The sequence below is a fragment of the Arthrobacter sp. StoSoilB22 genome (genome assembly GCF_019977315.1).
GTDB lineage: Bacteria > Actinomycetota > Actinomycetes > Actinomycetales > Micrococcaceae > Arthrobacter.
Map to the genome: position 1 here is coordinate 1,836,269 of NZ_AP024652.1, position 23,241 is coordinate 1,859,509.

The 23,241-nt window shown below is 62.8% G+C and carries 22 protein-coding genes; 17 read left to right on the forward strand and 5 right to left on the reverse strand.

The features are described 5' to 3' along the window. Nucleotides 1-25: 25 nt before the first annotated feature. From LDN70_RS08630 to LDN70_RS08645, 4 genes are read left to right on the forward strand one after another with little or no spacing between them, the layout of a single operon-like run. Nucleotides 26-2,713, forward strand: a complete 2,688-nt coding sequence (locus tag LDN70_RS08630; protein ID WP_223942310.1) for a bifunctional acetate--CoA ligase family protein/GNAT family N-acetyltransferase — start codon at nucleotides 26-28, stop codon at nucleotides 2,711-2,713. A gap of 57 nt (nucleotides 2,714-2,770) precedes the next feature. Next, nucleotides 2,771-3,496 (forward strand): DUF5998 family protein, encoded by a 726-nt coding sequence (locus tag LDN70_RS08635; protein ID WP_142939478.1) that lies wholly within the window; start codon nucleotides 2,771-2,773, stop codon nucleotides 3,494-3,496. Continuing rightward, nucleotides 3,493-4,722, forward strand: a complete 1,230-nt coding sequence (locus LDN70_RS08640; RefSeq protein WP_223942311.1) for an alkaline phosphatase family protein — start codon at nucleotides 3,493-3,495, stop codon at nucleotides 4,720-4,722. Before LDN70_RS08635 ends, LDN70_RS08640 begins: the two co-directional genes overlap by 4 nt. Continuing rightward, nucleotides 4,715-5,473, forward strand: a complete 759-nt coding sequence (locus LDN70_RS08645) for a thymidine kinase (RefSeq protein ID WP_142939476.1) — start codon at nucleotides 4,715-4,717, stop codon at nucleotides 5,471-5,473. Before LDN70_RS08640 ends, LDN70_RS08645 begins: the two co-directional genes overlap by 8 nt. 69 nt (nucleotides 5,474-5,542) lie before the next feature. Here the strand turns inward: LDN70_RS08645 and sepH are convergent, their stop codons facing one another. Continuing rightward, entirely contained in the window at nucleotides 5,543-6,880 is a 1,338-nt protein-coding gene (gene sepH, locus LDN70_RS08650; protein ID WP_223942312.1) for a septation protein SepH, read from the reverse strand. Nucleotides 6,881-7,181: 301 nt separating this feature from the next. On the opposite strand from sepH, the gene LDN70_RS08655 reads away from it, so the two are divergent. Next, nucleotides 7,182-7,481, forward strand: coding sequence for a DUF4193 domain-containing protein (locus tag LDN70_RS08655; protein WP_024820531.1), 300 nt, complete (start codon nucleotides 7,182-7,184; stop codon nucleotides 7,479-7,481). Here the strand turns inward: LDN70_RS08655 and LDN70_RS08660 are convergent. After that, complete coding sequence (locus tag LDN70_RS08660; protein WP_223942313.1) at nucleotides 7,478-7,975, reverse strand: DUF3093 domain-containing protein; 498 nt, start codon at nucleotides 7,973-7,975, stop codon at nucleotides 7,478-7,480. The two genes, LDN70_RS08655 and LDN70_RS08660, sit on opposite strands and share 4 nt — an antisense overlap. A gap of 146 nt (nucleotides 7,976-8,121) precedes the next feature. Here LDN70_RS08660 and dut point away from each other — a divergent pair, with 146 nt between their 5' ends. The 4 genes from dut (at nucleotide 8,122) to LDN70_RS08680 (ending at nucleotide 10,706) form a co-directional block, all read left to right on the forward strand. After that, the gene (dut, locus tag LDN70_RS08665; protein WP_223942314.1) at nucleotides 8,122-8,661 is read left to right on the forward strand and encodes a dUTP diphosphatase; all 540 of its coding nucleotides are present in this window, start codon (nucleotides 8,122-8,124) and stop codon (nucleotides 8,659-8,661) included. 116 nt (nucleotides 8,662-8,777) lie between these two features. Further along, nucleotides 8,778-9,536, forward strand: a complete 759-nt coding sequence (locus tag LDN70_RS08670) for a DUF3710 domain-containing protein (RefSeq protein ID WP_223942315.1) — start codon at nucleotides 8,778-8,780, stop codon at nucleotides 9,534-9,536. Next, on the forward strand, nucleotides 9,529-9,909 hold the full coding sequence (locus LDN70_RS08675) for a hypothetical protein (RefSeq protein ID WP_223942316.1): 381 nt from the start codon (nucleotides 9,529-9,531) through the stop codon (nucleotides 9,907-9,909). The genes LDN70_RS08670 and LDN70_RS08675 overlap by 8 nt, the downstream gene beginning before the upstream one ends. Beyond that, nucleotides 9,906-10,706: a DUF3159 domain-containing protein gene (locus LDN70_RS08680; protein ID WP_142939470.1), complete on the forward strand. Its 801-nt coding sequence runs from the start codon at nucleotides 9,906-9,908 to the stop codon at nucleotides 10,704-10,706. The genes LDN70_RS08675 and LDN70_RS08680 overlap by 4 nt, the downstream gene beginning before the upstream one ends. On the opposite strand, the gene LDN70_RS08685 is transcribed toward LDN70_RS08680, so the two are convergent. Then, nucleotides 10,673-11,410, reverse strand: coding sequence for a potassium channel family protein (locus LDN70_RS08685; RefSeq protein WP_142939469.1), 738 nt, complete (start codon nucleotides 11,408-11,410; stop codon nucleotides 10,673-10,675). The genes LDN70_RS08680 and LDN70_RS08685 overlap by 34 nt on opposite strands. Then, the gene (locus LDN70_RS08690; protein ID WP_223942317.1) at nucleotides 11,410-12,081 is read right to left on the reverse strand and encodes a potassium channel family protein; all 672 of its coding nucleotides are present in this window, start codon (nucleotides 12,079-12,081) and stop codon (nucleotides 11,410-11,412) included. The genes LDN70_RS08685 and LDN70_RS08690 overlap by 1 nt, the downstream gene beginning before the upstream one ends. 114 nt (nucleotides 12,082-12,195) lie before the next feature. Here LDN70_RS08690 and LDN70_RS08695 point away from each other — a divergent pair, with 114 nt between their 5' ends. The 3 genes from LDN70_RS08695 (at nucleotide 12,196) to acnA (ending at nucleotide 18,603) form a co-directional block, all read left to right on the forward strand. After that, nucleotides 12,196-14,169 (forward strand): APC family permease, encoded by a 1,974-nt coding sequence (locus LDN70_RS08695; protein ID WP_166842776.1) that lies wholly within the window; start codon nucleotides 12,196-12,198, stop codon nucleotides 14,167-14,169. Beyond that, on the forward strand, nucleotides 14,170-15,552 hold the full coding sequence (locus LDN70_RS08700; protein WP_223942318.1) for a class I SAM-dependent RNA methyltransferase: 1,383 nt from the start codon (nucleotides 14,170-14,172) through the stop codon (nucleotides 15,550-15,552). A 243-nt stretch (nucleotides 15,553-15,795) separates the two neighbouring features. After that, nucleotides 15,796-18,603, forward strand: a complete 2,808-nt coding sequence (gene acnA / locus LDN70_RS08705; RefSeq protein WP_142939465.1) for an aconitate hydratase AcnA — start codon at nucleotides 15,796-15,798, stop codon at nucleotides 18,601-18,603. Between the two features lie 24 nt (nucleotides 18,604-18,627). Here acnA and LDN70_RS08710 read toward each other — a convergent pair whose 3' ends face one another. Beyond that, complete coding sequence (locus LDN70_RS08710) at nucleotides 18,628-18,780, reverse strand: hypothetical protein (RefSeq protein ID WP_223942319.1); 153 nt, start codon at nucleotides 18,778-18,780, stop codon at nucleotides 18,628-18,630. Between the two features lie 23 nt (nucleotides 18,781-18,803). On the opposite strand from LDN70_RS08710, the gene dxs reads away from it, so the two are divergent. The 5 genes from dxs (at nucleotide 18,804) to LDN70_RS08735 (ending at nucleotide 23,195) form a co-directional block, all read left to right on the forward strand. After that, complete coding sequence (dxs, locus tag LDN70_RS08715) at nucleotides 18,804-20,777, forward strand: 1-deoxy-D-xylulose-5-phosphate synthase (RefSeq protein WP_142939464.1); 1,974 nt, start codon at nucleotides 18,804-18,806, stop codon at nucleotides 20,775-20,777. Next, the gene (locus tag LDN70_RS08720) at nucleotides 20,774-21,343 is read left to right on the forward strand and encodes a DUF402 domain-containing protein (RefSeq protein WP_223942320.1); all 570 of its coding nucleotides are present in this window, start codon (nucleotides 20,774-20,776) and stop codon (nucleotides 21,341-21,343) included. The genes dxs and LDN70_RS08720 overlap by 4 nt, the downstream gene beginning before the upstream one ends. Further along, nucleotides 21,340-21,900 carry a hypothetical protein gene (locus tag LDN70_RS08725; RefSeq protein ID WP_142939462.1) on the forward strand — a complete coding sequence of 187 codons (561 nt, stop codon included), beginning with the start codon at nucleotides 21,340-21,342 and terminating at the stop codon, nucleotides 21,898-21,900. The genes LDN70_RS08720 and LDN70_RS08725 overlap by 4 nt, the downstream gene beginning before the upstream one ends. 31 nt (nucleotides 21,901-21,931) lie before the next feature. Beyond that, nucleotides 21,932-22,150: a helix-hairpin-helix domain-containing protein gene (locus LDN70_RS08730; protein WP_062068055.1), complete on the forward strand. Its 219-nt coding sequence runs from the start codon at nucleotides 21,932-21,934 to the stop codon at nucleotides 22,148-22,150. Nucleotides 22,151-22,217: 67 nt separating this feature from the next. Further along, nucleotides 22,218-23,195 carry an aldo/keto reductase gene (locus LDN70_RS08735; RefSeq protein WP_142939461.1) on the forward strand — a complete coding sequence of 326 codons (978 nt, stop codon included), beginning with the start codon at nucleotides 22,218-22,220 and terminating at the stop codon, nucleotides 23,193-23,195. Nucleotides 23,196-23,241: the final 46 nt, after the last annotated feature.

A 23,241-nucleotide genomic window follows, 5' to 3' on the forward strand; every position in this document is an offset into this window, starting at 1 on the left:
CGGATGTTTTAGCTAGGCTAAGCCTATGGTGGATCAGCCCGGCGTCGGCATTTATCCGGAATATTGGGAAGCTGATGTCGTGCTGCGCGACGGCGGGACAGCCCACCTTCGCCCAATACGACCTGAAGATGCGGACGCTTTGCAGGCGTTCCATGCCGGCCAGTCGCAGGCATCCATCTATATGCGGTTTTTCTCATTCAAACCCAAGCTCTCCGGTAAGGAAGTCCGGCGTTTCACGGAAGTGGACCACATCAACCGCGTCGCGTTCGTCATTACCATCGGCGGCGAAATCATGGGGATCGGCCGCTACGACCGTCTTGACGATCCAACAGAGGCCGAGGTGGCCTTCAACATTTCCGACGCCCATCAAGGGCGCGGGATCGGGTCCATCCTCCTGGAACACCTGGCCGTTGCTGCCCGGGAAAACGGCATTCGCCGCTTCACGGCGGAAGTCCTGCCGGACAACCGGAAGATGCTGATGGTCTTCGCCGACGCCGGCTATGACGTCAAACGCCAATTCGACGACGGCGTGGTGAGTGTTGAATTCAATATCGATCCCACGGAGAAATCGCGGGCCGTCATGGAGTCACGCGAACACCGCGCGGAGGCGCGCAGCGTGCGCGACCTCTTGTCGCCGTCGTCGGTGGCCGTCATCGGTGCCAGCCGCAAGTGGGGGACCGTGGGCTACCAACTTCTGGAACACATCATTGAAGGCGGCTTCAAGGGGCCGGTCTACGCCGTCAACCCGGAAGCGTTCGAACTCGCCGGAATGGTCTCCTTCGGAAAGTTGTCCGAGATCCCGGGACCGGTGCAGCTGGCCATCATCGCTGTTCCCTATGAAGAAGTACCCAAGGTGGTGGACGACTGCGCCGCCGCCGGCGTCAAGGGGATCGTGGTGGCCACGGCCGGATTTGCCGACGACGGCGAGCGGGGACTCGCGCGTCAACATGAGTTGGTACGGCGGGCCAGGGCAAACGGGATGCGCGTCATTGGGCCCGAGTCCCTCGGCATCCTCAATACGCACCCGGCGGTGTCCCTGAACGCTTCCATGGCCCCCACCATGCCGCCCAGGGGCAGCCTGGGCTTGTTCAGCCAGTCCGCTGCCGTGGGTGTGGCGGTTTACGCGGCTGCCAGCCGCCGCCGGCTCGGATTGTCCTCGTTCATGTCGGCTGGAAACCGCGCGGATGTATCCGGCAACGATGCCATGCAGTATTGGGAAGACGACGCCGATACTTCCGCCGTTGGCCTCTATCTTGAGTCCATCGGCAATCCCCGCAAGTTCTCCCGACTGGCCCGAAGGTTGTCGCGCAGTAAACCCGTGATCGTCGCCAAGTCCGACGTCACGGGCCTGAGCCTGCCTCCCGGGCACGAGGTCCGCACCACCCAGGCGCCGGCAGCGGCAGTGGACGCGATGATGCGCCAGGCTGGCGTGATCCGTGTTGAGACGATCGAACAACTCATGGATATCGCCCAAATAGCGTCCTCGCAGGCGCTGCCCAAGGGACCGGGTGTAGCCGTCTACTCCAATTCCGTGGCGCTGGCCAAAGTGGTTGCCGATACCGCCGGGCCGTACGGGCTGGAGGTGATCAAGCAGGTGACGGACATCGACCTCGATGCCGGAATGTCTGTGGCACTTCCGGCATTGAGGACCAGCCTTAAGGAAAGCCTCGCGGACGAGTCCGTGCATGCTGTGGTGGCCGCACTTCTCCCGGCGCGCGGGCTGACCGTGGAGTCGCTCGCCGGCGTTTTTGCCGAGTGTGCTGCCGAGGCCGGCAAGCCCGTCGTTGCGGCGTTTACCGGGATTCTGGATCCCTCCGTGCAGGTTGAGGGCATGGTGGGCGCTGCAGGTACCCCCGTGCTGCCGTGCTACTCCAATGCCGGTGCCGCCGTGGCCGCCCTTGCGGCGATCGTGCGGTACGCGCAGTGGCGCGACCGGGACCAAGGGCTCTTTGTGGAGCCCGAGGACTGCGACGTCGACGGCACCAAGGACATGCTGACCTCGATGTTGGCCGGTGTTACCGGCGAGAAGATCAGGAAGCTCGACGCCGGTGCTGCCGCGGCACTGCTGTCAGGCTACGGAATCCATGTGGTGCCGACGCTCGGATTTGGAACCGCTGATGAGGCCGTGCAGGCCGCGGAAACTGTGGGCTGGCCGGTGGTCCTCAAAACCACCGACCCGGCGCTGAGGCACCGACTGGATCTCGGCGGTGTGCGACTGGATATTCAGGACGCCGAATCCCTGCGGCAGAACGTCGCCCAAATGCGCCGCGCCTTGGAGCCTTACGGATCGCCGTCGCTCGAAGTCCAGGCAATGGCGCCGGTTGGGCAGGCCTGCACCTTCCGAGCCATGGAAGACCCCCTCCTGGGGCCGGTATTGTCCTTTGGGCTGGCCGGCGATGCCGTCAACCTGCTCGATGACTGGGCGCATCGGGTGCCGCCGCTGGCCGCTGCCGACCTCCATGACGTCATCCGTTCACCCCGGGCGTCCAGGAAGCTCTTTGGGTACCAAGGACTTCCTGCCGTAGATGTGGCAGCACTGGAGGACATCGCGGCCCGGCTTGCCAAGCTCAAGGACGACCACCCCGGGATCGCTCTGGTGGAGTTCAACCCCGTCCTGGCGGGTCCCACCGGGGCCACCATCCTGGGGGCGGATGTGTGGATCGGCAACGCAGCGCAGCGCACTGACAGTGCCCGCCGCGCGATGCGGAGTTAGCCACAGGAGCGCGCCGCACAGTTAGGTACTCACCAAGCGATCTGTGAAAATGGGGGAATGAGCACCCAGTCTCCGACGCCTCAATCCCGCCCGTCCAATGCCGGGCCCCACACCGCCCACCATCACAGCTCGCAGGGACAGAGCCTGGACCAGGCGCTGCAGCAGGCAGCTTTCTACCCGCGGTTGGTGGCCGACGTCGTTGATGACGCCCTGGACGGCCGGGAGTGCCTCTCCCACTTGGTCCACCTGGAGACCCATTTTGATCGGGCCGAGGTCCGTAGGCACATCACTGTGCTGGTTCTCACCGAAGACATGCTGGTGATTACCCACGTGGACGACCAGCAGCTGGATGAAGCCGGAGAGCAGATCGTTGCCCAGGTTTCCACGGAGTCGGTGCCGGTGGCACAGATCCGCTCAGTGGTCCTCAGCTACATGTATGCCCAACCCCAGGACTACAAGCCCTCTGATCCTGTCCGTGAAATGACGTTGTCCATTGCCTGGTCGGGCGGCCAACGCCTGGACATGGGGCCGGCAAGTTGCGGGGATCCCCAGTGCGAAGCCGATCACGGTTACAGCGGAACCATCGCCCAGGAAGACATCGTCCTGCGGATCAGCGCAGAGGCAGACGGGCTCCAGGCAGTTCAGGACGCCAAGATCTTTGCCCGTGCACTGCGTGCGGTCAATACGGGCAACCCGTCACCGGCCCAACATGCCGGCATCCCGGCACCAAGGCCGCGCTCGGGCGTCTTCAGCAACCGCCTCAGCCGCGGACACCAGCGTTGAAGGAAACCGCACAGAACCCGGTAAATACCTCCATGATCGGCGCTCCGGCCGTTGACCTCCCATCGCCCCCGCTTTTCGGCAGCAAATCCATTGCAGAAGTCCTCACCAGCTCTGCCGCATCCCTGGGCGTGTCCGGATTTACCAACCACTTACAGCTGCCATCAGCGCAGCGTGTTTGCGTGGTCCTTGCCGATGGCCTCGGCCGCAACCTCTTGAAGCAGAAGTCCTCACACACGCCTTTCCTTCGCACGGTTATGGCTGCGGGACAAGGCAACATCCCCACGTGGATCGACGCCGCCTTCCCCAGCACTACGGCGGCGTCCTTGGCGAGCCTCGGCACCGGCTTACCGGCAGGGCAGCACGGCATGGTGGGGTACGACGTCCTCGATCCCGCCCAGGACAAAGTAGTCAACCTCTTGGGTAACTGGGATTCCAACGTGGATCCTGCACAGTGGCAGCCTCACACGACGGTCTTCGAACGGCTGGCCGGAGAACTGGACGTTGTAACCGTCAGCCTGCCGCAGTTCGGGAATTCCCCGATGACCCAGGCAGCGCTCCGCGGCAGCCGCTTTGTTGGTGGCACCACGCTCCATGCCCGGACCGCCGCGGCCGCCGAGGCAATGTCCGGCGGTGGACGTTCCCTGATGTACTTCTACGCCAACGAGCTGGACAAAGCAGGTCACCGCTACGGCTGCCAGTCGGACCGCTGGGAGCACCAACTCGAAGAACTCGACTCCACCGTCAAGAGGCTCTCAGCCACCCTGCCAGCCGGCACCACCATCCTGGTAACCGGTGACCACGGCATGCTGGACGTCCCTGAATCCCAGAGGATCGACTACTCCGCTGACGACGCCCTGGTGGCCGGAGTCCGCCATACTGCCGGGGAACCCCGCATGGTGCATCTCTACCTTGAACCGGACACCACCCCGGCCCATCGGGAATCCCTGATCGCGGCCTGGCGTTCGCGCTTTGGTGAAAGGATCTGGGCCTTTACACGGGAGCAGGCCGTTAACGCAGGGTTGTTCGGCCCGGTACGGCCCGAGGTCGCTCCCCGGATTGGCGACGTCATGATCGCGGCGCGGGACACCCTGGCCCTTTACGACACGCGAAGGGCACGCCCGTCCTCGATGGAAGTGGTGGGGCAACACGGATCCCTGACCAAAGCCGAACGCGAAGTACCGTTGCTGTGCTTCACAGCTGCAGGTAGAAAGGGCAAACGTGGCTGAGCTGGTCTTCTTCTCGGGCACCATGGACTGCGGCAAGTCCACGCTTGCCCTCCAAATGGACCACAACCACCGGGCGCGGGGACGCGGAGGCGTTCGGTTCAGCTGTAACGACCGCGCCGGTGATTCAACAATCTCCAGCAGGCTTGGCCTTCAAACCGATGCCGTGGAAGTTGTGGACGGCACCGACTTCTGGGACGAAGTGGTAGCCCGGCGAACCACCGGGCTCCGCGTGGACTACCTCATCTGTGACGAGGCCCAGTTCTACTCGCCGCTCCAAGTGGAGCAACTGGCAAGGGTTGTAGATGAGATGGACGTGGACGTCTTCGCTTTCGGCATCACCTCAGACTTCCGCACCCGCTTGTTCCCAGGCTCTCAGCGGCTCATTGAACTGGCCGACAAAGTCCAAGTACTCCAGGTTGAAGCTCTGTGCTGGTGCGGCCGCCGTGCAACGCAAAACGCCCGCACCGTGGACGGCATTATGGTGGTGGAGGGTGACCAGGTGATGGTGGGCGACGTCGCGCCGCAAAACAGTGGCGACGCTGCGCATACGGAGACGGTGCACGTCCAGGAGGCACTACCGATGGAGACGCTGCCCGCACAGGTGGTGGGGTACGAGACTTTGTGCCGTCGCCACTACATGCGGCGTGTAACGGCCCATGGCGCCAATGTGATGGCCGGGGCGGACCAGACACTGCCGTTCGACATTGATGCCTGCCTCTGGCCCGGCGCAGGGGCCCTTCGGCAGAGCTAAGCGATTCGACCGGCCAGGAAACAGCCTGGCAAGGTTCCTACCAACCGGCGTGTCCACCAGCTCCTGGAGCTAGTCGCCGCGGGCCCCGAAGACGATCTCGTCCCAGCTCGGGATGCTGGAACGCTTGGGGCGGGACGGCTGCCGTTCGGCAGGTGCATCAACGTCCTTGCGCGCTTCCGCATCTACCTGTTCCTCCGGCGGCGCCACGTCCTGATGGAGGTCCCGGGCAGAGGGTGCGCCGGCGGACTGGTCTTCCGCGTGTGGTTGCGGGGTGCCGCCGCCACCCAGAAGTTCGTCCAGCCCTGCGGGCTTCCGCCCCGTCAGCGGCGTCACCGGCCGCAGCGGACTGGCTACCACCGTTATTTCACGGGTGTCGGTGCTGACCCCATTGTGGAGCTTGAGGGAGTCATCGTCGTCGTGGGACTCGACGTGCCGCGGAGCAAGGCTGAGCCGGGACAACATCGAAGGGCGGCCGTCTTTACGGGTGGGCTCTTCCACGCCGGTGGCCAGGGGCTCAGCGTCTGCGAGGCTGGTATCCGCGGCTGCCTGGTCCACTTCTTCACCGGGCCGGGGGTGGGCTGCGGGAACGTTGCTCAGCAGTACGGCCAAGGCGTCGTCGCCGTCTTCGTCCACGCCCAGGCGTTGGCCGCGCCGTGAACGGAGCATTTCCAAAAGGCTGTCTGATTCCTTCGCGGACGCACGCGCCGCAGTTTCGGCGTCGGTCTCGAAGTCGAACGGCCTGTCCGAGACGGCAGCAAGCCGCCGGGCGGGGACCGGACCGTCCATGGGCTCAAGTTCGCTGAGCTGCTGGGCCCAACGGTTGGCGTTCTGCAGCGATTTGCGTTGGGGGCTGAAGGTCCACATGGCCGGCGGTTCCTCGCCGATGCTTCCGTGAGCGCCGGGAACAGTTTCGAAGCGTGCGACCACCGTCCAGGTGCCGTCCGGACGTCGCCATGAATCCCAGTCCACCGTAGAGGAATCAATACCGTGCGCCGAGAGCCTGTAGTCAACCATGTCGCCCAGAGTGGCCGGGGTGTCGCCAAACGCCGAGCGGTAGATGTCATGTCCGGGAGCAGGGGAGGCGACTTCGATATTGCGGGCCTGGCGCACCACGTACTCACGCTCGGCAAGCACAGGGCCCTCGTAGCGTTGGACGTTGGCAAGGGGGAGGCCGGAAAGCTCGGCCACCTCGGTAGCCGTGGCACCGCTGCGGATCCTGGCCTGGATGTCGCGGGGCGACATGGCAATAGCTGTGTTGGACGCGCGTGCGGCCACCTGGGCAGGGGTGCGGCTCGCCGCGGCCCTTAAGGCTTCGTCGATCGGAAGCTGGAACATCGCACCACCGGGCCCGCTCAAGAGCAGATGCCCGCCGTCGTCGTGGACGCCTACCAGTCGTAGATCCTGCATAACACCCTCCACCACATGGCATAACTGACATTCGAAACTCTGCCACCCGCGGGGGTCTTTTCCTACTAGGACAAAGGGCGTGCCGTGATATTCCGCAGAAAACAGGTTACGTCCGGAGGGCTGTGGGCCAACGGGCACCCAAGAAAGAGGGCCTATGGACATTGAGGGCCAGGGGGAGGACAATCTGGCCGAGATCGGGCACAAATCCGGGGCTTCCGGCGTTTGAACCCTTAATCCGGTGGCAGGGAGTTCCTGCGATCCGGTATTCCACCCGGAACAGGTATGGAGGACAAAAAGGACCATGGCCACGGACTATGATGCCCCTCGAAAAACCGAGGAAGATGTCAGCGAGGATTCCCTGGAAGAACTCAAGACCCGTCAGTCGGGGAAGCAGTCCTCGGCGGTGGATGTGGACGAGACCGACCTCGCCGATGGCTTTGAGTTGCCGGGGGCGGATCTCTCCGGTGAAGAACTCCTCATCCAGGTCATGCCGCCGCAGCCTGACGAATTTACGTGCTTCAACTGTTTCCTGGTCAAGCACAAGTCCCAGATCGCCGCGGAAAGGGGCGGGCACCAATACTGCAAGGAGTGTGAGAGCTAGCTCCGGGAAGCGGTCAATGCTGCAACGAGTTCATCCGGACGACGCGAGGACGCCAGCCAGTAAGGAGTGCGGTCTGCGGGGTCGGTGATCTCAATCTTGACCACGGCGTCAATCCAGCCGCGGAAGCACATATAAGCCAGTCCGTTCAGGCGCGGGCCACGTTCAGCAGTGGCCTCCTCTTTTCTGAACGCCTGGACAGAACCTACGAATGCGCGGTCTATGCTCGCCCGCCCAACCCGTACGGTGTCGGCAGTGACCGTGATGGTGGGCGTGGAAAGCACCAACATGATGGTCATGATCGCCAGCAGGACCAAAGCGGCGATGATGCCAGTGGCGGCGCTGATGGGCCCAAACATCAGGACGCCCGCGCCGGACAATCCAACAACCACAACCCAGATCCAGACGGACGGCCATAGCTTCTCGGTGTACAGGACCTCGGAGGCCGAAGGGGTGTTCCGGGCAGGAACGGGGGAGGACTGGTCAGGCGTAGGCATGGATCCAGCTTATCGGGCATCGGCCCCGGGCTCCGCCCTCCTCCATGGATGGCCCCAGCCTGCCCGGCCCCGCTGCCCGGCCCCGCCACCCAGGCCCGCCGGGCTGAACGACTCGGGTGAACCGGGTCCCGGTAGAATGAACCACTGTGAGCAACGAGACCGCAGTATTCAGTTCAGACGCCGCTTCCGCAGTTGCGGACAGCAGCGAAACCTCCGCAGCGTACGGCGCCCCCACTTTGGAGGTGCAGTTGAAAATGCTCGACGCCGGCTTGGAAGCTCCCTCCTATGCGCACCCTGGAGACGCGGGTGCCGATCTCCGCGCCCGCGAAGATGTGCATCTCGCCCCCGGTGAGCGGAAACTCGTTCCAACTGGTGTCTCCATTGCGTTGCCGAACGGATATGTCGCCCTGATCCATCCCCGCTCCGGGCTGGCCACCAAGCACGGACTGACGGTGGTCAATGCCCCCGGTACTGTGGACGCCGGCTACCGTGGCGAAATCGCTGTCACGCTCCTGAACACCGACCAAAACACTGCCATTGACCTCAAACGCGGCGATAGAATTGCACAAATGGTGGTTCAGCGCGTTGAATACGCGCAGTTCATTGCTGTTGACCAACTATCGGATTCCGTTCGGGGAACCGGCGGCTTTGGGTCCACGGGCGGCTTCAACGCACCGAAGGCCTGAGAAACTACTGAACCTCGTTTACCGGCCTCCCACGCCTGACGCATTGGAGCGGTTTAGTGAGGTCTAACGTGGTTGCGGTTTACTTGGGGATAGACCACTACTAAGGAGAAAACCCAATGCTTTTTGGGCGCGGCAAAAAGTCCAAGGACGAGAAGCCGGAAACCACCGGCACCGTCGAGGAGTCCGGTACCGGGGCATCAACTTCCGAGCCAGGCGGGTCCGGCACCCCCGGAGATTTCCGGCTCGGCAAGGGTCCCTTGGACATCGACGAAATCGAGAACCGCGATGGCTACGTGGACCTCGGTGCACTGCTGATCGCACCAGCCGAGGGTCTCCAGCTGCGGCTTGAGGTCGAGGAAGCCACGCAACGCGTGGTTGCGGTGACCATGGACCTCAACGGTTCCAGCTTGCAGCTTCAGGCCTTTGCTGCGCCGCGTTCCGAGGGACTTTGGGATGAGATCCGTGAACAGATCACCCAGTCCGTAGCGAGCCAAGGCGGGGAAACCGAAGAAGTTTCCGGAAGTTTCGGCACGGAGCTGGTAGCCAAACTTCCCGCTGAAGCGGCAGACGGCAGCAGAGGTTTCCGGGCAGCCCGTTTCATGGGTGTGGATGGGCCGCGATGGTTCCTGCGCGGTGTCTTGGGCGGACAGGCCGCCCTCGAACGTGATGCCGCAGCAGGACTGGAAGAGCTCTTCCGTAAGGTTGTTGTGGTCCGCGGTGATAACCCGATGCCACCGCGCGAACTGCTGCAGCTGCGCCTGCCCAAGGATGCTGCAGTGCCGGGCCAGGCCGGCGCCCCCCAAGGTGCGGTTCCCCCCGCGGACCCCGCCATGCGGCAACCGGAGCGAGGGCCGGAGATCACCCAGATTGGCTGAAGCATCGGGCCGCTATGGGGTTGCCGGCCAAGGTCCCGAAGGGCAGGGAGTACGTGATCTCCCTGTCCGGGGCCGCGCAGTGTGCACGGGCTTCATTGAGTCCGTCACGCACCAGCCGCCCAGCGAGCAGCCATTCTTCTCTGCCGTGGTGGTTGATTCCGTGCGGCCCGGCGGAGGTGTGCCGAACATGGGAGCCGGCGGAGTCCGGAAGCCCTATGAGCGCCTCCGTGTGATTTGGCTGGGCAGGACCCGGGTTCCAGGCATTGAAGCCGGCGTGGAACTCCGCTTGAAGGGCATGGTCACTCAGGTTGATGGCCTTCCGGCCATGTTCAATCCCCGCTACGAAATACTTTCCCGTCAGGAGCACCTATGACCGTGGCCAACGGTTCCGAACCGAAGGACGCAGGGCGTCAGACGCCCGGCGAGAACGTTTCGTCCCACGTAAACGATGAACCGCAGGCGGACGCCCCACAGTCCGGTGCGGAAGGGCCCACTGTGTCCGACCTCGCTGCAGGGTATGCCCAGAAGGCCGGACTCCACCGTAACAGCGCCGGCCACGTGGATATGCTCAAGTCCGCCGGCGGCGTGCAGGGCATTGCCGAAAGCATCCTTCCGGGTTTGGTGTTCCTTGTGGCTTTTACCGTCACGCGCGACCTCACTCCGGCCCTCATCGCAGCGTTGGCTGCAGCCGCCGTCTTCACAGTGGTTCGTTTGATCCAGCGCCGTCCGTTAACGCAGGCATTGGCGGGAGTGGTGGGGGTGGGCATTTCTGCCTGGCTGGCGAACACCACAGGCAAGGCCGAGGACTTCTACGTGCTCGGCTTCTTCACCAACATCGCTTACATCGCGGCCATGGTGCTGTCCATCGTCTTCAAGTGGCCGGTAGCCGGACTTCTCTTCGGCTTCGTGCGCAATGAAGGACTGGAGTGGCGCAAGGATCCGGAGCGGCTCCGGGCCTACTCCTTGGGCACGTGGATTGTGGTTGCGGTGCTGACCCTGCGCTTGGTGGTTCAGGTTCCCTTGTACTTCATGGGCGAAGCCGGACTGACAGCGTTGGCTACCACCAGGCTTCTGATGGGCGCCCCGCTGTACATCCTGGGCCTTTGGGTGGCCTGGTTGGTTACCAAGCCGGCACCTCAGCCGTCGAAGCCGTCGTCCTCAGCGGACTGATCTGCCGGTTCTGACGTTCCCTCGCGGGGTTCCTTGGCGTCATCGGACGCTGGTGACAACAGAGCCCGCAAGCCGTCCTCAGCTGCGATGGTGGTGACGAAAAAGAGCTCGTCACCGCCGTCCAGAACATCATCACGCGTGGGCGTAATGGGTGCTTGATCACGCAGGATGGCAACCAGGGTGGCGTCTTCGGGCCACTCAATGCCCCCCACTGTGCTGCCAATGACGTGGGAGTCGTGAGGAACGGTGAATTCCACGATCGAGGCCACGCCCGTCTGGAGGGTCAACAGGCGCACGATGTCGCCGATTTCCACCGCTTCTTCCACCAACGCTGTCATAAGCTGCGGTGTGTTGACGGCAACGTCCACCCCCCAGGAGTCATTGAACATCCAGTCGTTCTTGGGATTGTTCACGCGCCCCACGGTGCGGCCTACTCCGAACTCGGTCTTGGCGAGCAAGGACACCACCAGATTCACTTTGTCGTCGCCGGTGGCAGAAACCACCACGTCCGCATCCTCAAGTTTCGCGTCCTGCAGGGTGCTGAGTTCGCAGGCATCGCCCACCAGCCAGCGTGCCCCTCGCAGCCCGCTGCGCCCAATCACTTCAGGCTTCAAATCAATCAGGAGAATCTCGTGCTTGTGAGCCAGGAGCTCACGTGCAATGGACGAGCCGACGCTGCCCGCGCCAACAATGACAACTTTCACTAAGACTCCTTGGCGGGTGCTTTGGCGAGAATTCGGCTGATCTCGGATGTTCTGTCAAGGCTCACCATCGCGTGGACGGTATCACCTTCCTGATATGCGGTCCCGGCCTGGGGCAACAGGCCCTCGCCGAACCTGGTGAGGAAAGCGATGCGGATTCCGGCCGCGGACTCGATGGAATCCATGCTGTGTCCGATCCATGCATCGTGCAGATCCACTTCGGCCAGCACCAAGCGGCCCGAAGGTTCGCGGTAGTCGCCGGCCAGGTGCTGCTCCGGAAGTATCCGCCGGAGAACCTGGTCGGCACTCCAGCGCACGGCTGCCACTGTGGGGATCCCAAGCCGCTGGTAGATTTCGGCGCGGCCGGGGTCGTAGATTCGTGCCACCACATGGGAGACATGGAAGGTCTCACGGGCAACGCGCGTGGCCAGGATGTTTGAATTGTCGCCGCTGGAGACAGCAGCGAAAGCGTATGCCTCTTCGACGCCGGCCTGCTTGAGGGTGTCACGGTCGAAGCCGACACCGGTGACCTTGCGCCCCGTGAAAGTGTTGCGCAATCGGCGGAAGGCCCGCTCGTCCTGGTCGATGATGGCCACGGAGTGACCGGCATCCTCCAAAGTGTGTGCCAAGGTTGCGCCAACACGGCCGCAACCCATGATCACGAAGTGAGCCACCGTGTCTCCTTATGTGTGTAGTCCGTCCCGCTCGGTATGACTTTACCGGTGCAGCGGGGGTATGCCGGTGACAACCGTCATGACATCCCTGGGGATTCAGAGTAGCTTTGCGGAGTGCTGACAATTCTGAATGCCGCCAAGCGGGTGTTGGTGGGCCGGCCGGTCAGGAATGACCGCCTGTCCCACACGTTGTTGCCCAAACGCATCGCTTTGCCGATCTTCGCCTCGGATGCCCTGTCCTCAGTGGCTTACGCCCCGGACGAAATCCTGCTGACGCTCGCCCTTGCCGGCGTCAGTGCCGTGGCTTTCTCTCCGCTGGTTGGCCTTGCGGTCATGGTGGTGTTGCTCACAGTTGTGGCTTCCTATCGTCAGAACGTCCACGCCTATCCCTCCGGGGGCGGCGACTATGAGATTGCCAACGTCAACCTCGGCAAGTATGCCGGGTTGACCGTGGCTTCTGCCTTGCTGGTGGACTACGTGCTCACGGTTGCCGTGTCCATGTCCTCGGCGGCGACGTACCTCACCACGGCCATCCCGGCACTGCATGGCCAGCAGGCGCTGATAGCCACTGTAGGCGTGATCATCCTCGCGCTGGTCAACCTCCGCGGTGTCAAGGAGGCCGGGACGCTGTTCGCAGTACCGACGTACATCTTCATGGCATCCATTCTTGGGATGACCGCCGTGGGCATCTTCCAGGCCGCCACCGGCACGTTGGGAGAGGCGCCTTCGGCCAATTTCACCATTGTTCCCGAGCCTGGATTTGATGAGGGCCTGGTGGGGCTGGCCGGAGCCTTCCTGCTTCTGCGTGCCTTCTCCTCGGGAGCCGCTGCTCTGACAGGTGTTGAAGCCATCAGCAACGGGGTGCCCAATTTCCAGAAGCCCAAGAGCAAGAATGCGGCAACAACCCTGCTCCTGCTGGGCGTCATAGCCGCTTCCATGCTGGCAGGCATCCTCTACTTGGCCAACGCCACCAAGGTGCACATTGTCCTTGACCCGGCCCGCGAGTTCCTGGTGGACGGCAAGCCGCTGCCTGAGGGCTACATCCAGACTCCGGCCATCAGCCAGATAGCCGACACCATTTTCGGCTCCGGCTCCATCCTCTTCTACGTAGTAGTTGCTGCCACCGGCGTCATCCTGGTGTTTGCTTCCAACACGGCGTTCAACGGCTTCCCCGTGCTGGGTTCGATTCTGGCCCAGGACGGCTACCTGCCCAGGCAGCTGCGTACTCGAGGCGACAGGCTTGCTTTCAGTAATGGTGTCCTTGCGCTGGCAGCGGGGGCTCTGGTCCTGATTCTCGCCTTCAACGCCGATGTCACCAAGCTGATCCAGCTCTACATTGTGGGCGTCTTCATCTCCTTCACCGCAAGTCAACTGGGAATGATCAGGCACTGGGGCCGTGAACTGAAACTCGCGCGGGACAAAGCTGTCCGGCGTCGCATCATCAAGTCCCGGACCATCAATATGCTGGGCTTCGGGATGACGGCCCTGGTCCTTGTCATTGTCCTCATCACCAAGTTCGAGCAAGGCGCCTGGATAGCCTTGCTCGCCATGTTCGTCCTCTTCCTCATTATGTGGAGCATCCGCGCGCACTATGACAACGTGGCCAGGGAGTTGGCGGTGGATGAGGACTCCTCGCCCCGTGCATTGCCCACCAGGGTCCACGCTGTTCTCCTGGTCTCACATGTCCGCAAGCCGGTCCTTCGCGCACTGGCCTATGCGCGGGCGTCGAGGCCTTCGCGCCTGGACGCCGTGACCGTGGACATCAGCGCCGAAGAAACGGCCCAGACCGTCCGCGATTGGGAGAAGCTGGAAATTCCGGTTCCCCTGACCGTCCTGGCCAGTCCCTACCGTGAAACCGTGACGCCCATCATGGACTACATCAAGAACATGCGCCGGGACTCACCGCGGGACCTGATCGTGGTGTACATCCCCGAATATGTGGTGGGCAAATGGTGGGAGCAACTCGTCCATAACCAAACAGCACTCAGAATCAAGACGAGGCTCCACTTTGAACCTGGAGTCATGGTTGCCAGCGTCCCGTGGCAGTTGAAATCGTCCGAAGAAGCAAAGGCCTTGCAGGATACCTAAATGACCTCCCACAGCAATTCCCCCCAACACCATCACACCGGTGACCACCATTCCGCGGACCAGGCCACGCCCGGTGCTGAACTGGTGGTGGACATCGGCCCCATCGCCCATGGAGGGCACTTCGTCGCCCGGCACGAACGCCGCGTCATCTTCGTCCGGCACGGCATCCCGGGAGAGAAAGTCCGGATCCGGTTGACCGACTCCGGTGACTCGTCGCGCTTCTGGCGTGCCGACGTCGTCGAGGTCCTTGAAGCCTCACCCGACCGCGTTCCGCACTTCTGGAAGCAGGCGGATTCGCTGAGTTCCTGGAGCCGCGGGACACCGCCGGTGGGCGGCGCGGAGCTTGGACACATTTCCTTGCAGCGCCAGCGTGCACTGAAAGCCGAAGTGCTGGCGGAGCAGCTCAAGCGCCTTGCCGGCCTGGACCTCGCCACCGAGGTGGAAGCCGTGGGAGAAAACCACGACGGCGGACTCGGCTGGCGGACGCGGGCCAGCTTCGCGGTGACTCCCAAAGGCCGGTTGGGCATGCACGCACACCGTTCAGATGTGGTGCTTCCCATCAAGGAGATGCCGTTGGCGCTTGCGGGCGTCAATGAGCTGAAGCTGTGGGACCTTGACCTGTCCGGCATCGCCCGTGTGGAAGTTGCCGTGCCCGCCAACGGTTCGCGGCCCCTGATCCTGCTGGCCCCGGAAGAGTCCACCAGCCCCAAGAGATTGCACAGCATCCTTTCGCAGCTGCCGCACGATGTCTCGGTTGCCAGTTTCGATCCCGGCAAGGGCGAAGTCCTGCAGCTTCGGGGGAGGACCTGGGTGCAGGAAACCGCAGCAGGCCATGAGTACCGTGTAACCGGTGAGGGTTTCTGGCAGATCCACAAGGACGCCCCGGACACGCTGGTGGACGCTGTAGCGGGCTATCTTTCCCGCGGTGGGTACTTACAGCCCGGTGCGACGGTGGCCGACCTCTACGCCGGCGCCGGCCTGTTTACGGCACCTTTGGCGGACGCCGTCGGAGTGACCGGTTCGGTACTGTCCGTTGAAGGCGCGCCGGGCACCAGCCGTGACGCCCGAAAAAACCTGCATGGTCAATCCCAGGTGGAAATCGTGCAGGGGCGTGTGGAGAAGGTGCTGCACCAACGCGCCCGCAGCTTCGACTCGCTGGTGCTGGATCCACCGCGTGCAGGGGCGGGCAAGGCCGTGGTCAAGCAATTGATGGCCACCGGACCCCGCGCAATCGCCTATGTGTCATGCGATCCCGCATCCTTTGCGCGTGATCTGGGTTACTTCCATCAAGGCGGCTGGCGGCTTGAGTCGCTGCGGGCCTTCGACCTTTACCCGAACACCCATCACCTGGAAACGGTGGGATTGATCGTCCCCGGACCGTAACTGCGGCGCAGTCCGCGTTCCGTGGTGCCATTGGTGAAACTGGCTGTTTCCCCGGAGGCACCTGATCAGTGACGCAACACCGAAGTATGCCATTACGATGGCAGTAGTAGCCCCGGTCAACGGAAATCAAAGCCGCTGACCGGGGTGACCAAGAGAGATGCCGCCCGGCTAAGTAAGGTGCGCCTAACTGGCTAGCGGCCAACCACGCGACAAAGATGAAACTGTTGCGAGAGGAGTCCTGCCATGAGCACTGTGGACAGCTTCGGTTCCAAAGGCGTACTGAATGTAGCCGGCACCGACTATGAAATTTTCCGGTTGAACTCCGTAGAGGGCGCAGACAGCCTTCCGTTCAGCCTTAAGGTATTGCTTGAAAACCTCCTGCGGACTGAGGATGGCGCCAATATAACGGCTGACCATGTCCGCGCGCTGGCCGGTTGGGATCCCAATGCGGAGCCCGACACGGAAATCCAGTTCACCCCCGCCCGCGTCATCATGCAGGACTTCACCGGCGTTCCCTGCGTCGTTGACCTGGCTACCATGCGTGAAGCAGTCAAGGAGCTCGGCGGTGACCCCAAGCGCGTCAACCCGTTGGCGCCTGCAGAAATGGTGATCGACCACTCCGTCCAGATCGATGCCTTCGGTAACTCCGGCGCACTGGAGCGCAACATGGAGATCGAATACCAGCGCAACGGTGAGCGCTACCAGTTCCTTCGCTGGGGCCAGACCGCGTTCGACGACTTCAAGGTTGTCCCCCCGGGAACCGGCATCGTCCACCAGGTCAACATCGAATACCTGGCACGCACGGTCATGACCCGCGAGGTAGACGGCGTTGTCCGCGCCTACCCCGACACCTGTGTTGGCACCGACTCGCACACCACCATGGTCAACGGCCTGGGCATCCTGGGTTGGGGCGTTGGCGGCATCGAAGCCGAGGCTGCAATGCTCGGCCAGCCCGTCTCCATGCTGATTCCCCGCGTCGTGGGCTTCAAGCTCAAGGGCAGCATCCCCGCCGGCGCCACCGCTACCGACGTCGTGCTGACCATCACCGAAATGCTGCGCAAGCACGGTGTTGTTGGCAAGTTCGTTGAGTTCTACGGCGAAGGCGTTGCCGCCGTGCCGCTGGCCAACCGCGCCACCATCGGCAATATGAGCCCCGAGTTCGGTTCCACGGCTGCGATGTTCCCGATCGACGACGTCACCCTGGACTACCTGCGCCTGACCGGCCGCTCCGAAGCAAATGTTGCCTTGGTTGAGGCCTACAGCAAGGAACAGGGCCTCTGGCACGATCCTTCCCGCGAACTGCGCTTCTCCGAGTTCCTGGAGCTGGACCTGTCCACCGTTGTTCCTTCCATCTCCGGCCCCAAGCGTCCCCAGGACCGCATTGAGCTCACGGATGCCAAGGAGCAGTTCCGCAAGGACATCCACAACTACGTCGCCATTGAAGACGGCAGCGTTGACGAGTCCCTGGACGAATCGTTCCCGGCTTCGGATGCACCGTCCTTCACGCACGCCGATTCGCACACCACGGAAACGGACCGCGTTTACTCTGCCGCCAACGGTGCCCACGGCCGCCCGTCGTCGCCGGTCAAGGTCAAGACCGCCGATGGCCGCGAGTTCGAGCTGGACCACGGCGCAGTGTCGATCGCTTCGATCACGTCCTGCACCAACACGTCCAACCCGTCCGTCATGCTGGCTGCGGCCCTCCTTGCACGCAACGCCGTGGACAAGGGCCTGACCTCCAAGCCGTGGGTCAAGACCTCTGTGGCACCGGGCTCAAAGGTTGTCACTGACTACTACGAGAAGTCCGGCCTGACCCCCTACCTGGAGAAGCTCGGCTTCTACATTGTGGGCTATGGCTGCGCAACCTGCATCGGTAACTCCGGCCCGCTTGAGCCGGAAATCTCCGAGGCAATCCAGGCCAACGACCTCTCCGTCACTGCCGTCCTCTCCGGCAACCGCAACTTCGAAGGCCGCATCAACCCGGACGTGAAGATGAACTACCTGGCTTCGCCGCCGCTGGTCATCGCTTACGCCCTGGCAGGAAGCATGGACTTCGACTTCGAAACCGATGCCCTTGGCACGGACTCCGAGGGCAACGAGGTCTTCCTCAAGGACATCTGGCCGAACCCCACCGAGGTGCAGGAAGTCATTGACTCCTCCATTGACGAGGCAATGTTCGCCAAGGGTTACGAGGGCGTCTTTGACGGCGACGACCGCTGGAAGGCACTGGACACCCCCGCAGGCGACACCTTCGCTTGGGCCGAGGACTCCACTTACGTGCGGAAGCCCCCATACTTCGAAGGCATGAAGGCCCAGCCGGATCCCGTCAAGGACATTTCGGGCGCCCGCGTGCTCCTGAAGCTTGGCGATTCCGTCACCACGGACCACATCTCCCCGGCCGGTTCCTTCAAGTCGGACACTCCTGCGGGCCAGTACCTTCTGGCCAACGGTGTGGAGCGCAAGGACTTCAACTCCTACGGCTCACGCCGTGGCAACCACGAAGTCATGATTCGCGGTACATTTGCCAACATCCGCATCAAGAACCAGCTCCTGGACAACGTTGAGGGTGGCTTCACCCGCGACTTCAGCCAGGAAGGTGCGCCCCAGGCTTACGTCTACGACGCAGCACAGAACTACCAGGCAGCAGGAACGCCCCTGGTTGTCCTGGCCGGCAAGGAATACGGCTCCGGCTCGTCCCGTGACTGGGCAGCCAAGGGTACGGCGCTTCTGGGCGTCAAGGCCGTCGTCGCTGAGAGCTACGAGCGCATCCACCGCTCCAACCTCATCGGCATGGGAGTCCTTCCGTTGCAGTACCCGGCCGGCGAGTCGGCAGCAACGCTGGGCCTGACGGGCACCGAAACCTTCGCGGTGGAAGGCGTCACCGAGCTCAACAACGGCACCACGCCGAAGACGCTCAAGGTCACGGCCACGGCTGAAGACGGTACCGCCAAGTCCTTCGACGCCGTTCTGCGCATCGATACCCCGGGTGAAGCGGACTACTACCGCAACGGCGGCATCCTGCAGTACGTTCTGCGCCAGATCTCGGCATAAGGAAGCGGCTGGTTCCCAGCTGATTCAGTAGCCGGACAGCCCCGGCTGGTCGCCCGACCAGCCGGGGCTGTTGGCGTCCCGGGCATCAGTCAGGGGACCGGATCGGGAGAACAATGCCAAGGCTTGAAGCCGAGGCGCACCATGCTTGCCCGGGCACGCGCTAGAGTTAACAAGCACGTCATTCACCCTAAGGAGGGCCGTTGGGACTTTTGGAAACCGTCAAGGATCCACGGGACCTGGCCACATTATCCGGCACCGAGCTGGAACAACTGGCCGGCGAAATCAGGGCGTTCCTGATCACCAACGTAGCCGCGACGGGTGGACACCTCGGGCCCAATCTGGGCGTCGTAGAGCTCACCCTCGCCGTGCACCGGAACTTTGAGTCACCGCGGGACAGCATCGTCTTCGATACGGGGCACCAGTCCTATGTGCACAAGCTGCTCACAGGACGTCAGGACTTCACCACGCTCCGCCAGCAGGGAGGGCTATCCGGCTACCCTGACCGTGCCGAGTCCGAGCACGACATCGTGGAAAGTTCACACGCATCTTCCTCACTGTCCTGGGCTGACGGCATCTCGCGTGCCCGCCAGCTGACCGGTGAAGGCGACCGGTTCGTCGTCGCCGTCGTTGGCGATGGCGCGCTGACCGGTGGCATGGCGTGGGAAGCCATCAACAACATTGCCGCCGACAAACGGCGCCGCGTGGTGATCGTGGTCAATGACAACGGACGCTCGTATGCTCCCACTGTTGGCGGTTTTGCCGATTACCTTGCCTCGCTGCGTCCCACCATTGATTCCCTGCGCACCACGCCGGCTTACGAGCGCATGCTGGACTGGTGGAAGAAGAAGCTCCAGGACGGCGGCCCGGCGGGTCAGTTCACCTATAAGAGCCTGCATGCCATGAAGAAGGGCATCAAGGACTGGTGGGCCCCGCAGGGTATGTTCGAGGACCTTGGCATGAAGTACATCGGCCCGGTTGACGGACACAACCTCCAAGCCATGGAACATGCGCTCAACACCGCAAAGGCCTACGGTGGACCCGTCATTGTGCATGCCATGACGGAGAAGGGCCACGGCTATGCGCCGGCTTTGGCCAATGAAGCAGACCAGTTCCACGCGGTAGGCATCATTGACCCCGAAACGGGTGAGCCCACGGAAATGCCGGGAGCAAGGTCCTGGACCTCCGTTTTCGCTGAAGAGATCGCGGATATCGCGGATGAGCGCCCGGATATCGTCGGTATTACCGGCGCCATGCTGATCCCCGTGGGATTGCACAAGTTTGCTGAGCGCCACCCCGAACGGGTGATCGATGTCGGTATTGCCGAGCAGCACGCGCTGACGTCCGCCGCTGGAATGGCCTTCGGTGGGCTTCACCCCGTGGTGGCGGTTTACGCTACGTTCCTGAATCGCGCCTTTGATCAACTCCTGATGGATGTTGCACTGCATAAAGCTGGTGTGACCATCGTCCTGGACCGCGCCGGCGTGACCGGCCCGGATGGCCCCAGCCACCACGGCATGTGGGACATGGCGATGGTTCAGATCGTGCCCGGTCTCCATTTGGCGGCTCCCCGTGACGCCACCAGGCTCCGCGAAGAACTGCGTGAAGCAGTCGCCATCAACGATGCCCCCACAGTGGTCCGATTCTCGAAGGGCAGCGTTGGTTCCGAAATTGAAGCGATAGACAGGCTTCACGACGGCGTGGACATCCTCGCACGGCGTCCGGAAGGCTCCACCGAGAACGATGTCCTGATTGTCAGCGTCGGCGCTATGTCCGAACTCGCTCTGGATGTTGCTTCCCGACTGGGCGCCCAAGGCATCAGTTCCACGGTGGTGGATCCGCGGTGGGTCCTTCCCGTCCGTAAATCCATCATTGCCCTTGCTGCCCGTCACCGCCTGGTGATCTGCATAGAAGACGGCGTCCGCGCAGGTGGCGTGGGGTCCCGTATCCGACAGGAAATGCGCGCCGCTGGCGTGGACACCGCGCTGAACGAAGTGGGCCTGCCGGTGGAGTTCCTGGTGCACGGCTCCCGCAGCCAGGTCCTGGAGCGCGTTGGCCTGACGGCTCAGAAGATAACGCACGACGTCGTAGCCCAGGTTTTGGGGACGAAGGTCCCCTTCGCCAGGCCTCTCCCGGGCCAGGAGCACCCCACCACCGGCAGCCTGCCAACGCTGTGACGGACGAGCGCGCGCCGGGCGCAGTGCAGCCCGGTGACCTCGTGGTGTCGAGGAACAGGAAATGGGACGGCAAGGCCCACTGGGTGGTGCCTGGACGTTACCTTGGTGAAGACATCCACGGTTGGTGGATATTTCAGGGGGCAGGGGAGTTCTGTGCCCGCCCGGGAGCAGCTTTCTACACAGCATCGGACGCCTTGTTGCTGGTCCCGCGGGCAGGCGAGTTTGTGGCAACCTTCTACGACGACAGTTATCCGGGGGACTTCAGGATCTATGTTGACCTGGCCACCGGTCATGACTGGAATCCCATCAAGCCGGGCGTTTGGGAATTTCACATGATTGATATGGATCTGGACGTGATCCGTTCCACTAAGCATGGGGTGTTCGTAGACGATGAGGACGAATTTGAGCATCATCGGATGGCCATGGGCTATCCGCAACAGACGGTGGACTCAATGCTCACAGAATGCGCAGCGCTCTTTGAGGCAGTGGACACCATGAAAGCGCCTTTCGACGTCAACGGAGCCACCAGCACCAGCGCCGAGTGGTTCAGGAAAGGACGAGCATGAGCGGCATTATCCGCGCGTACAAGCGCGACGACGACGGAGTACTTCACTTCCGTGAGGCCTGGTATGACGACGAAGACCAGCAGTTCGTTGTTAATCACGGTGTAGTGGGTCACCAGAGCAAGACCGACGAGGCAGACGTTGACGACGAATCTGCCGTGGATGGCCTGATGGCTGCCTTTGCTGCGCAATGCGAGGAAGACGGCTATGCCGAGATCCCTGAGTCTGAACAGTTTTGGGTAGTTGCCCAGATTGCGTTGAAGTCAAAGGACGGCACTGAACGCGACCGTCACCTTGAGCGTAAAGCCAAAGCTGCCCTCACCGGTGAATTGGCGTGGCGCGGGCTGGGAGTAGTGGACCGTTCGGAAATCGGCAACGGCCACCTGAACATCTTCTGCCTTTGCCCGGACGTCAACAAGGCCGTGAACGCCATCAAAATCTGCGTCCGTGGTGAGGACCTGGACTTCACCAAGCTCACGGTTGCGGCAGCTCCCCACAGTGACCCCACGGCATTCCGTGTGAAGCACTCGCCCAAGCAGGGTGTGGGCTTTACTCTCTAAGTAGCACCCCAACGCACCAGGAGGTATCCCCATGGCGTCCAAGAGCAACTGGCCCGGACATACGCCCCTGCCCAAAGGGCTGGCCGCTCCGGCCAGACGGGCGCTAGCGCATGAGGGGATAGAGACGTTGGAGCAGTTGGCCGAGTTCGGCGAGGCCGGGCTGTCCAAGCTCCACGGGATGGGGCCGGTGGCTGTAGCGCAGCTTGAGGATGCCATGGAGGAATCCGGGATCTCTTACGGAACCGGCTAACTGTTCTGCCGAGGAGTTTGTTGCCTTGGGTGACAATCAGCGCCGGGACGCGTATTAGGCTGAATTCATGACTGAATACCGACGCCTTGGCCATTCCGGACTCACTGTCTCAGCTGTAGGGCTGGGCTGCAACAACCTGGGCCGCGCCAATACTCCCACCGAGTCCCAGGAAGGCACGGACGCTGTTGTCCACGCCGCACTCGATGCCGGGGTCACTTTCTTTGACGTCGCCGATGTTTACGGTCGGGAGCCGGGGCTGAGCGAAGTCATGCTGGGCAAGGCGCTGAAGGGGCGCCGTGATGACGTGGTCATCGGCACCAAGTTCGGCATGGACATGCGTGGAGTCAACGGCAACGACTTCGATGCCCGAGGCTCGCGCCGTTACATCGTCAAAGCCGTGGAAGCTTCCCTGCGACGCTTGGACACAGACTGGATCGATCTCTACCAGTTCCACACCCCGGACCCGCGGACGCCCATTGAAGAGACGCTGGGCGCCTTGGATGACCTGGTGTCCAGCGGCAAGGTGCGGTACATCGGCCATTCCAATTTTGCCGGATGGCAGATCGCTGAAGCCGAATATGTGGGGCGGCAGTCAGGTGGCGTCCGTTTCATTTCCACTCAGAACCACTACAACCTCCTGGACCGCCGTGCCGAACTCGAAGTGCTCCCGGCGGCAGGAGCTTTCTCCTTGGGCGTCCTTCCATACTTCCCTTTGGCTAACGGGCTTCTCACCGGAAAATACTCAGCGGGCAAGGCCCCTGAAGGTTCCCGGTTGAGCCACACGCGCACCAACCTGGTGCACGACGCCGATTGGGAGCAGTTGGGCCGCTTCGGCCAGTTTGCCAAGGAACGGGATATCAGCGAGCTTCAGTTGGCCTTCTCCTGGTTGGCTGCCCAGCCCGGGGTCAGCAGCGTGATCGCAGGCGCCACCCGTCCGGAGCAGATCCGCGAAAACGCCGAGGCCGTGCGCTGGGTACCTGACCAGGAGGATCGCGCGGAGTTGGACGAGATCTTCCCGCGGGCGCCGAAGGTTGCACTCTTCTAGCTCGCTCTGCCATCCCGCCCAGCTACAGGCGTCCCTTTCTCACAAA

Bases quoted from the DNA above. Each gene is read 5' to 3' on its own strand.
- LDN70_RS08730 (WP_062068055.1), top strand. From the start codon at position 21,932: ATGGCGTCCAAGAGCAACTGGCCCGGACATACGCCCCTGCCCAAAGGG.
- LDN70_RS08680 (WP_142939470.1), top strand. From the start codon at position 9,906: ATGACCGTGGCCAACGGTTCCGAACCGAAGGACGCAGGGCGTCAGACG.
- LDN70_RS08700 (WP_223942318.1), top strand. From the start codon at position 14,170: ATGACCTCCCACAGCAATTCCCCCCAACACCATCACACCGGTGACCAC.
- LDN70_RS08660 (WP_223942313.1), bottom strand. From the start codon at position 7,975: ATGCCTACGCCTGACCAGTCCTCCCCCGTTCCTGCCCGGAACACCCCT.
- LDN70_RS08630 (WP_223942310.1), top strand. From the start codon at position 26: ATGGTGGATCAGCCCGGCGTCGGCATTTATCCGGAATATTGGGAAGCT.
- LDN70_RS08655 (WP_024820531.1), top strand. From the start codon at position 7,182: ATGGCCACGGACTATGATGCCCCTCGAAAAACCGAGGAAGATGTCAGC.
- LDN70_RS08635 (WP_142939478.1), top strand. From the start codon at position 2,771: ATGAGCACCCAGTCTCCGACGCCTCAATCCCGCCCGTCCAATGCCGGG.
- sepH (WP_223942312.1), bottom strand. From the start codon at position 6,880: ATGCAGGATCTACGACTGGTAGGCGTCCACGACGACGGCGGGCATCTG.
- acnA (WP_142939465.1), top strand. From the start codon at position 15,796: ATGAGCACTGTGGACAGCTTCGGTTCCAAAGGCGTACTGAATGTAGCC.
- LDN70_RS08670 (WP_223942315.1), top strand. From the start codon at position 8,778: ATGCTTTTTGGGCGCGGCAAAAAGTCCAAGGACGAGAAGCCGGAAACC.
- LDN70_RS08735 (WP_142939461.1), top strand. From the start codon at position 22,218: ATGACTGAATACCGACGCCTTGGCCATTCCGGACTCACTGTCTCAGCT.
- LDN70_RS08725 (WP_142939462.1), top strand. From the start codon at position 21,340: ATGAGCGGCATTATCCGCGCGTACAAGCGCGACGACGACGGAGTACTT.